This is a genomic window from Gemmatimonas sp., assembly GCF_044345575.1.
Lineage (GTDB): Bacteria > Gemmatimonadota > Gemmatimonadetes > Gemmatimonadales > Gemmatimonadaceae > Gemmatimonas.
This window is the reverse complement of record NZ_JBIJAW010000103.1, coordinates 1-9,987: the sequence shown is the minus strand read 5'-3', so window position 1 is coordinate 9,987 and position 9,987 is coordinate 1. Positions and strand designations below refer to the sequence as shown.

The 9,987-nt window shown below is 67.3% G+C and carries 8 protein-coding genes; 4 read left to right on the top strand and 4 right to left on the bottom strand.

What is annotated here, in order from left to right:
• The 3 genes from ACIQ6O_RS08160 to ACIQ6O_RS08150 form a co-directional block, all read right to left on the bottom strand.
• The coding region (locus ACIQ6O_RS08160; protein ID WP_396207284.1) for an amidase family protein at positions 1 to 1,166 on the bottom strand (1,166 nt) is incomplete at its 3' end.
• 38 nt (positions 1,167 to 1,204) lie between these two features.
• Positions 1,205 to 2,224 carry a c-type cytochrome gene (locus ACIQ6O_RS08155; protein WP_396207283.1) on the bottom strand — a complete coding sequence of 340 codons (1,020 nt, stop codon included), beginning with the start codon at positions 2,222 to 2,224 and terminating at the stop codon, positions 1,205 to 1,207.
• Between the two features lie 60 nt (positions 2,225 to 2,284).
• Positions 2,285 to 3,502 carry an ROK family protein gene (locus tag ACIQ6O_RS08150; protein WP_396207282.1) on the bottom strand — a complete coding sequence of 406 codons (1,218 nt, stop codon included), beginning with the start codon at positions 3,500 to 3,502 and terminating at the stop codon, positions 2,285 to 2,287.
• 208 nt (positions 3,503 to 3,710) lie between these two features.
• Here ACIQ6O_RS08150 and uxaC point away from each other — a divergent pair, with 208 nt between their 5' ends.
• From uxaC to ACIQ6O_RS08130, 4 genes are read left to right on the top strand one after another with little or no spacing between them, the layout of a single operon-like run.
• Positions 3,711 to 5,141 carry a glucuronate isomerase gene (gene uxaC, locus ACIQ6O_RS08145; RefSeq protein WP_396207286.1) on the top strand — a complete coding sequence of 477 codons (1,431 nt, stop codon included), beginning with the start codon at positions 3,711 to 3,713 and terminating at the stop codon, positions 5,139 to 5,141.
• The gene (locus tag ACIQ6O_RS08140) at positions 5,138 to 5,836 is read left to right on the top strand and encodes a bifunctional 4-hydroxy-2-oxoglutarate aldolase/2-dehydro-3-deoxy-phosphogluconate aldolase (protein ID WP_396207281.1); all 699 of its coding nucleotides are present in this window, start codon (positions 5,138 to 5,140) and stop codon (positions 5,834 to 5,836) included. The genes uxaC and ACIQ6O_RS08140 overlap by 4 nt, the downstream gene beginning before the upstream one ends.
• Positions 5,833 to 6,849, top strand: coding sequence for a PfkB family carbohydrate kinase (locus tag ACIQ6O_RS08135; RefSeq protein WP_396207280.1), 1,017 nt, complete (start codon positions 5,833 to 5,835; stop codon positions 6,847 to 6,849). The genes ACIQ6O_RS08140 and ACIQ6O_RS08135 overlap by 4 nt, the downstream gene beginning before the upstream one ends.
• Positions 6,850 to 6,854: 5 nt before the next feature.
• Positions 6,855 to 8,123, top strand: coding sequence for an MFS transporter (locus tag ACIQ6O_RS08130; protein ID WP_396207285.1), 1,269 nt, complete (start codon positions 6,855 to 6,857; stop codon positions 8,121 to 8,123).
• Positions 8,124 to 8,189: 66 nt separating this feature from the next.
• On the opposite strand, the gene ACIQ6O_RS08125 is transcribed toward ACIQ6O_RS08130, so the two are convergent.
• Positions 8,190 to 9,620, bottom strand: coding sequence for a cyanophycinase (locus ACIQ6O_RS08125; protein WP_396207279.1), 1,431 nt, complete (start codon positions 9,618 to 9,620; stop codon positions 8,190 to 8,192).
• Positions 9,621 to 9,987: the final 367 nt, after the last annotated feature.

Below are 9,987 nucleotides of genomic sequence, written 5' to 3'. Positions count from 1 at the left end.
CCGCGCGCGTTGTCGAGGCCACTGCACGGGTTCCAGTCGATGAGGTTGTCGTCGGCCTTGGGCGCCACGATGCTGGGAATCACCACCGGGTCCACGATGGTCGCGCCCTGCGCGCGCAGCACCTCGATCACTTCGCTCATCATGGTGCGCTGCGCCGGCGTGAGGCCGCCACGCGGGCGCGTGCTGCCACCCGACACCACGCTGTCGTAGAAGAAGGCGCGCGGGATGCCGATGCGCGCGCCCTTGAGCGCGGCGGCGTCGAGGAACTTCGTGTAATCACGATTGGCCGGCGGTGTGCACACCTTGGTGGCGGCGTCATTGGGATCGGGCGCGGCGCCTTCCATGGCGCCCAGCATGATCGCCGCATCCGACACGGTGCGCGTCATGGGGCCCGGGGTATCCTGGTCGGCCGTGATGGGAATCACGCCGTAGCGGCTGATGCGCCCCACCGTGGGCTTGATGCCCACCAGCATGTTGGCGTGCGCCGGCGAGAGAATGGAGCCCGACGTTTCGGTGCCCACGTTACCGGCCCAGAACGACACGTTGGTGCCGATGCCGCTCGACGACCCCCCGGTCTGCATGACCGAGCGTCCGTCGTCGAAGCCGGGGCGCGGGTCGGTGCGCGGGTCCCACGGATTGAGCCCCTGCCCGTTCACCGCGTTGTAGTTGCCCGGCATGCCACTGGCCACCCAGTTGGCGAGTTCCGTGAGCTGCGCCTTGGCAATGATGATCGCGCCCGCGGTACGCAGGTTGGTGGTGAGCGTCGCGTCGTACGGCGGCACGAGATCGTTGAACGCCAACGCCCCGCCGGTGGTACGCAGGTCCTTCGTGAGGATGTTGTCCTTGAGCGCCACTGGAATGCCGTGCAACGGCCCGCGCACCCTACCAGCCGCGCGTTCACGATCGAGCGCGTCGGCTTCAGCGAGGGCGCGTGGATTCACCGTGATGCTGGCGCGCAGCTTCTGGTCGTAGGTGGCGATGCGCACGAGATACTGTTCGACGAGCTGCCGCGACGTCACGCGCTTCGCAGCGAGGGCGGCCTGCAGGTCGGCAATGCTCGTCTCCACCACGGTGAACGGCTTGGTGGTCGTGGTGGCGCGCTGCGCCGAAAGCTCGGTCGCGACCATCGACAAGCCGGCCAGGATCCAGCAACGATGAAAGGGCATGGCGAGAGATGCTGGGGGTTACTGAGGATTACTGAGAGTTACCGGCGCGCCGCTCGGCGCGAAGGAGCCGACGGTGGGAGGCTGCCGATGTACGCGGCCAGCGCGACCATGTCGTTGAGCGAGAGGACATCAGAGACGGCGTACATGGGAGCGGCCGTGCTGTCGTGCCGCGCGCGCGTACGGAAGTTGATGAGCTGCCGCAGCATGTTGGTGGGCGACCGGCCGGCGATTGCCGGTACCTCGCCCACGCCGAGCAGTGTGGGGCCATGACAGGTGGCGCAGGCAGTAGCCGCACCGGCCGGGCCGCGCGTCGCGAGCGTACGTCCGCGCGCCACGCTGCCTACGGGGACATACGTGATGTACGGCACCCACGGATCCTTGAGCTCGTGGCGCTCCAGCGTTTCCGGCACCTCGATGAGGCGACCCGCGATGGGCTCGGTGCCGTCACCGTTGTACGCGTACAGCATACCGGCAATGGTGGTCTTCGGCACGTCGCGCACTTCGCGGATCACGTTGCGCCGCGTGAGCCGCAGACGACTGTAGTACTGCGCAGCAAGACGGATGTCGTCGTCGTTCGTGAAGCCCTTGGCCACCCGATGCATGGACCCCGTGGGGCTGCCTGGGGCGGCGCTCACGCGGGTCTCGTCGCGGAACGCACGCATCTGGCGGACGATGTACTCCACCGGAAGGCCTGCGAGGGTGCCGTTCTCGGGGCGCCCCTGCCCATCGGGGAGATGGCACAGCGCACACGCGCGGCCGTCGGGGCGCACGCCGTACTGCACCGGCGCCGGCATGCGAGGGTGCTGCTCCGGAAACCAGTCGACGCTGTCGAACCCGTTCCCCACCTGCTTGCGCGTGAAGGCACGCGTGGAGTTGGGGATGCGCACCAGCTCCACGCTGTCCGGCGGCGGCACGGGGCCGGACGGATTCACGAGGGGGAAGGCCCACGCCGGCACGGTGAACATGGACGGGGTGGTCGACTGGGCGACGAGGGGGAAACTGACCGTACAGAGCGCGGCAAGTAACGCCGTTCCGGCAGCAGGAGCGTAGGATCGCATGATGCGCACAAAGATTCCCGCTGCAGAGGATTACGCCAGCGTCTGGCCGTGATGATGTCGCTACGCGAGACGTGGTGCGGCGTAAATGGGCGCGGCCACGAGGGCGGCGGCGCCCCGGAGGCGCGGTGCGGCGGTCAGGTCGGGTACGATGATGGTGGAGGCACTTTGTGCGGTGAGCACCCGTGTCGTAAACGCGGCGCGCAGCACCGGCTCGATGTCGCTCCACGCGGCCACGATCTCCCCGCCGAGCACGATCTGCGCGGGGTTCAGGGCATTCACCACCGCCGCCAATCCGGCACCCAGATAGCGCGCGGTCTCTTCGAGGGAGGCGCGGGCCTGCCGGTCGCCGACGTGCGCGCGTGCCACGAGCTCCTCGATCGTGAGTCCGCTGTCGCGCAGGTCCTGCCGGGTGCCGTCGGCGCTGAGCGGCCGACCCAGATAGCGCGAAATCGTCGCGAGGTTGGAGGTATAGGCCTCGAGGCAGCCCTGCGACCCGCACAGACAGCGAGGGCCCTCGAGGGAGAGCGGAATGTGGCCGAACTCACCGGCCGAGTGGCTCGCTCCCCGGACGACTTCTCCATTCACGACGATGCCAGCGCCCACGCCATCGGAGACGGTCACGTAGACGAAGTCGGCCGGGGACTCATGGCCGCGTGTGCCCAGCCACATCGTCGCGAGCGCGCACGCGATGGACGCGTTCTCGATCGACACGGGCAGCCCCGTCGCAAGGGCGAGCGGCTCACGCAGCGCCACGTCCCGCCATCCAAGTTGCGGCGCGAAGAGGACGCGGCCCGTCTCCTGATCGATCATGCCGGGTACGACGAGCCCGATCCCCTCACAGCGGACCGTATCGGGGACCTGCGCCAGCAGAGCGCGCACATGCTCTGCGAGCCCCACCACGAAGGTCGTGGGGTCGGTGACCGTGTCGTACGACAGGCGAAACAGGGGCACACCGCTGAAATCGGACAGCATGAGGAACGTGCGACTGAACCGCACATCCACGCCGATCACGAACCGATCACGCGTGCGCACATACAGCATCTTCGGGCGGCGCCCGCGCGGCGCCTCTGCCGCGTCGCCTTCGAAGATCGCGGCTTCGGCAAGGAGCTCGTCCACCAGAGCCGTCACCATCCCACGGCCGATCTGCATACGGCGCGCCAGATCCGCCCGCGAGACCGGTTGGTGCTCGCGAACCAGATTGAGCACGATCTGGCGGTTGATGTCCCGCGAGGTGGAGCGGGTCGCCCGCACGAACTGACGGGTATCGATCTTTCGCATGTGCGGAATCTCGAAGGATGCGCCGGGATGAGCAGTGGCGCCGCCGTGTATTGCTTTTCGTCTGGCGGTACCGTAGCGTCCGGTTTGATTTTGTTCGGAGTACGAACAAATTAAGCCCACCCGCTCGATCCTGCCCGTGAGCCACTCCGATTCTGCCGGGAGCACGTCCGCACCCGCCGTCCATGCATCGCCCGGCGTCGAGCCGCTCGTGCTGCATCCGGACCGGTTCTTCGATGTCGAGCCGTCCGTGCGCCGAGTGGCGGCCGCATTGTTCGAGGAGACGAGCCCGCTGCCGATCATCTCGCCGCACGGGCACGTGGATCCCGAGATGCTCGCTTCGAACGCGCCATTCCCAGAGCCGACGGCACTGCTGCTTACCCCCGATCACTACATCTTCCGCCTGCTGTACTCGCAGGGGGTGAGCATGGAGTCGCTCGGCGTGCCCACGCGCGATGGCACCCCGACCGAGACCGATCCGCGGGCCGCCTGGCAGCGCTTCGCCGACCACTATTACCTCTTCCGCGGCACGCCCACGGGAATCTGGCTCGACCATGAACTGCACGAACTGTTCGGCGTGCGGGTCAAGCTGTCCGGCAATTCGGCGCAACGCATTTACGATCAGATCGCGGAGCGACTCGCGTCACCCGAGTACCGACCGCGGGCGCTGTTCGAGCGCTTCAACATCGAGGTGCTCGCCACGACCGATGCCGCGAGTGACACGCTCGAGCATCACGCCACGTTGCGCGCCGACGGATGGGGCGGGCGTGTGGTCCCCACGTTCCGCCCGGATTCTGTGTTCCGCATCGGGCAACCGGACTGGCGCCAGGCGCTAACCCAGTTGGAGGCGGTGACCGGTTCCCGCATCGGCTCGTTCGCCGACTTCCTGGAGGTACTCGCCGGCCGTCGGCGCTTCTTCGCCTCGCTTGGCGCCACCGCCACCGATCATGCGGTGGTGGAACCGCTCACCCGGCATGCCAGCGTGGACGAGGCGGAACAGCTGTTCGCGCGCGCGCTCGACGGAACGGCCAGCGACCCCGATCAGAAACGTTTCGAGGCGCACATGCTCATGGAAATGGCGCGTCTCAGCACGGAAGATGGCCTCGTCATGCAGCTGCATCCGGGCGCCCTGCGCGATCATCACCCGCGCGTCTTGGAACGCTTCGGGCCCGACAAGGGCGCCGACATTCCTGTGGCCACCGAGTACACCCGGAACCTGCAGGCGCTTCTCAACACGTACGGCGCGCACCCCGCGTTCACGCTGGTGCTGTTCACGCTCGACGAGAGCACCTACGCGCGCGAACTGGCTCCGCTAGCCGGCCACTATCCCGCGCTTCGGCTTGGTCCGCCCTGGTGGTTCCATGATAGTCTCGAGGGCATGAAGCGCTTCCGGACGCAGGTCACCGAAACCGCGGGCATCTGGAACACGACGGGCTTCATCGACGACACGCGTGCCTTCTGCTCCATTCCCGCGCGGCACGACCTCGCACGGCGCATGGATGCGAACTATCTCGCGGGACTGGTCGCTCGTCACCAGATCGATCTCGACGACGCACGCCGCATGGCGCGTGCGCTTGCCTACGACCTTGCTCGGCGCACATATCGCTTCGATCGGGCCTCGACTACAGGAGGGGTATCATGACGGACGTCCGTACAGGGACGCACGCGGCGACTGGCGCATCGCCGCGTCGTGCGGTGGTCGATGCGCTCATTGAACGCGCGGCCGTGGCCGTGGTGCGGCTGCCTTCGGTGGCGCAGGCGCTGGATGCCATTGCCGCGCTCCATGCGGGTGGCATCACCGCCATCGAGGTCACCCTTACCACGCCCGGGGCCCTGGAACTTATCGGGCTCCTGCGTCGCAACGACGCGTTGCTCGTCGGGGCCGGTTCCGTGCTCACGTCCGAGCAGGCCACGCAGGCGATCGAAGCGGGCGCCCGCTACGTGGTGAGCCCTGTGTACAATGCCGCCGTGCTGGACGTGGCGCACGCGCACAATGTCGCCGCTCTCCCTGGCGCCTACACGCCGACAGAGATCATGCACGCCCACACGGCGGGCGCGGATCTCGTAAAGGTCTTTCCGGCCGACACCCTCGGTCCGGCGTTCATCAAGGGCGTGCTCGCCCCCATGCCCTTTCTCGAACTCATGCCGACCGGCGGTGTCACTCCCGACAACGTGGCCACCTGGCTTGCGGCGGGCGCCGTCGCCGTCGGCCTTGGTAGCGCACTTGTCGATACGAAGACCGTTGCGAATCGTGACTGGAGTACGCTCACGTCCCGCGCACAGACCGTGATGGTGCAGGTGGCTCAGGCGCGCGCCCGTATCGGAGTGCGTCCATGAGTCAGCCCGTGAGCGGCGCGCCCATCATCACCTTCGGCGAAGTCCTGTTACGACTCTCTCCGCCTTCGGCCGAACGGTTCTTTCAGTCGCCGCAGTTGCGCACGCAGTGGGGTGGCGCCGAGGCGAATGTCGCCGCCGGCCTGGCGTGGCTGGGCGGACGCTCCGCGCACGTGACGCTCTATCCCGATAACACCCTGGGAGAAGCGAGCGTTCGTGCTTTGCAGGGCGACGGCGTGGATATGTCACATGCGCAACGCGGCCTCGGACGTCAGGGTCTCTACTTTCTCGATCCCGGTGCCGGTCAGCGGCCGTTGGCGGTGACCTACGATCGCGCGGGGTCGGCGTTCGCCAGCCAACGCGGCGACGAGTTCGATTGGATGAGCATTCTCACCGGTGCCGCCTGGCTCCACGTATCCGGAGTATCGGCGGCACTCGGCGACGGCGCGTATCGGGGTGTTCGCCACGCCGTCGACGCGGCCCATGCGCTCGGTGTCCCGGTGAGTCTCGATCTGAACCATCGCCCGGCACTCTGGGCGGGCCGTGATCCACGTCCGCTCATGCAGCCGCTCGCGGCACGCGCCGCGTTGCTGGTCGCCAATCCGGGCGCCATCGAGGTGATGCTGGGCATCGCCACGGCAGGTGACTGGCCCGAGCCGCGCGATGCGGTGGAGGTTACGGCGCGTGCCGTACACGAACAGTTCGGGTGCGCGCGCGTCGCGGTCACTCAGCGCGAGATTCTCAGCGCGAGTGAACATGCGTGGCAGGCGCACCTACTCGATGCGCTCGCGGATCGCATGTGGAGTGCACACCGTTATCGCATGGGCGTGGTGGATCGCGTGGGGGGCGGGGACAGCTTCGTCGCGGCCTTGCTCCACCAGTTCCAGCAGGGAGCCATGGCCGAGGAGGCCCTGCACTTCGCCACCGCCGCCAGCGCGCTCAAGCTCACCATACCCGGTGACGTGAACCGCGTTACGCATCGCGATATCACGCAGTTCCTCTCTTCCTTCCGGTGAGTTCGATGGAAAAGATCGGGCGCTATCGTTGGACCATGTGCGCACTGCTGTTCTTCGCCACCACCATCAATTACATCGATCGGCAGATCACGGGCATTCTCGGTCCGACCCTGCAGGCCGAGTTCGGATGGAGTGAAACGCAGTACGCCGACATCACGTCATACTGGACGGCGGCATACGCAATCGGCTTTCTCTTTGTCGGGCGATTCATCGACCGCGTTGGCGTGCGGCTGGGCTTTGCCGCAGCCGTGGTCGTGTGGAGTATCGCGGCCGCCGCACACGGTATGGTGCAGAGCGTATTCGGCTTCGCGCTTGCGCGTTTCGTGCTTGGACTTGGCGAGGCCGGCAACTTTCCGGCGGCCATCAAGGCGACGGCCGAGTGGTTTCCGCGACACGAACGTGCCTTCAGTACCGGCATCTTCAATTCCGGCTCGAACGTCGCAGCGATCATCACGGCGATTCTCGTACCGTGGATCACGCTCACGTGGGGATGGCGTGAAGCGTTCGTAATCACCGGATCGTTCGGTTTCGTGTGGCTGCTCTTCTGGTGGCCGATGTATCGGCGCCCCCACGAGCATCCGCACGTGTCGGCCAAGGAGCTGGCGTACATCCGTGACGGACAGGAAACCGAAGCGGAGCCTTCGAAGCGGGTCGGTTGGCTCGAACTGCTGCGCTATCGGCAGACGTGGACCTTCCTCGTGGGGAAGTTCATGACCGACGGTGTATGGTGGTTCTATCTCTTCTGGTTGCCCAAGTTCCTCGACGCGCGTTACGGGATCAAGCTGGGAAAACTCGCGTTGCCGATCATCGTGATCTATCTCGTTGCTGACGTGGGATCGGTGGGCGGTGGTTGGTTGTCGGGTTTCCTCATCAAGCGTGGCTGGCCCGTGGCGAAGGCACGCAAGAGCGCGCTACTCATCGCTGCGCTGCTCATCGTGCCCACGGCCGCGGCGCCGCTCGCGCCCACGCTCTGGGTGGCCGTGTCGCTCGTGAGTGTCGCGGCGGCCGCGCATCAGTGGTGGTCGGCCAATCTCTTCACGACGGCCAGCGACATGTTCCCGCGGCACGCCATCGGCTCGGTGGTGGGACTCGGGGGCTTCGCCGGCGCCGCTGGGGGCGTGCTGTTCCAGCGCCTCACGGGGCGCATCCTCGAGGCGACGGGCAGCAACTACGTGCCGGTATTTCTGATTTGTGGTTCAGCGTATGTCACGGCGTTGCTCATCATCCATCTGCTGGCGCCAAAGATGGAGCCGGTGGCATTACGCTCGGCGTGAAGCACGACGCCCCCCACGTCCGTTGACGTCGGGGGCGCGATGCATCGTTGGTCTCTCGGCCGTGCATCAGGGGCGCGACATCAGCAGCCGCTCGCTCAGTCGCTGCGTGAGCGCCTCTGCGTCAGCCGTCGCGTCGTTGGAGAGGAGCAGAATCACCACGCGCTCCGACGGAAAACGCACCCACGCCGACCGCATCCCGTCATCAGTCCCGTACACCGCGTGCCGCACCCGACCAAGCGAGGTGTCCACCGTAAACACGGCCGGCGGTGCCACCGTATCGCGGGCGCCCGGGCGCACGGGGAACCGGCCAAGTTCGAAGCGATACAGATCGTCGACGTTGGCGGTCCACTGCCCACTCACGGTGTCGTAGCGCGCCCGCTGCATGCCGCCGATCCCCTGCGCGCGGCGCACCGAGGCCGTGGTGAGCCGCCCGGTGCTGTCGGGGGCGAACGACGCGCTCAGCACGCCCCCCAGCTTGCCGAGCGCGAAGAGCGGGACGGCCGTTTCCGGCGTGAAGCGCGGCTGCACGGGAATGCCGTACGCGCGGTTGAGCAGCACGCGGCCATTGCGGGCGACCATGACCGACAGCGGCCCCCGCGTGCCGTTCGCGTAGGCGCCGAAGAGTTCATCGAGGAACGCGGCGTCGAGTCGAGACGCCGACGCGGCGCGCGAGAGCACGCGACGCGCGCCGAGGTCGAAGCGGTCGCCGGGGAGCAGCGTGACGAACGGCCGCCCCGCATCGGTGAGTTCGCGCGCGTTGTATACGAACCCCTTGCCGCGGCCGATCAGTTCGGCCGTGTCACCGCGCACCACCCACGCCGTCCCTTCGTCTTCGGAAATGGCCAGGAGATCGCGCCGACGGATCGTGAGCGAGTCGTACAGATCGGGCAGGCGCTCGCGCGCCACCACATGCTGGTCGATGGCGGTGTTGCGCAGATACCCGAAGCCCGTGAGGTACTGCGGGTGATTCATCATGCGGTTGTCGTTCGACGGGGCCCCGCGAATGAGATAACTCGCGAGAATACTCGCCCCGGCCGATGACCCGCCCACCACACCACCGCGCGCGAGCACGGCCTCGAACGCCCGCTGGCTCTTGGTCCCCGCATACGAGTTCACGAGCCGGTAATGCCGCCCGCCGCCGAACCACACACCGCGGGCGTTAGCGATCTTCGCCACGAACGTATCGGCATCGGCGATCGCCTTGCTGGTGGTGTGGTACACCACGACGTTCTTCGCCCCCGCCGCGCGCAGCCCGCGCCCCACGGTGGCGAGGTCGATGCTGTCGCCACCCGCCGTGGGGACTTCCACGATGAGCGCATCCGGACCGCCCGCGAGTTCGATGAACTTCGCGAAGATCTCCGGCCCCTGCTGGCCGCCGCCGACGACAAGGACCGAGCCTTTCTCCGGGCCCACGCGGGGCGCGGAGGAGGGGCGAGGGGACGTCGCGGGCTGTGCGCAGGCGACGACAGCGAGGGAGAGAGCGAGGGCTTTGCGCATGGGAGGGCCGGTAAGGGAGACACCGGATTCTACGGCGCGGTGGGCGAAGGCGCTGCCGCAAGGCACCGCGGGCGACTGACAGCTGCCCCGTTCAGGGTCGAGGGTCGTGTGTTGCGGGTCGTGTGTGGGTGTAACACCCACCCAGAACCCTCAACCCACGACGTTGAACCCTGAACGGGGCAGCCGTCAGTCGCACACGGTGCGTGTGTGGGGGCGGGCGTGGGTGGGGGCGGGCGTGGGTGGGGGCGGGCGTGTGCGACTGACCGCACGCCCGTTCAGGGTGGAGGGTTGTGGGTAAAGGGTTTTGGGTGGGTGTGGCGTCAGAAAGACACAACCATACGGATTTCGATGGCACCACGCGTGACGC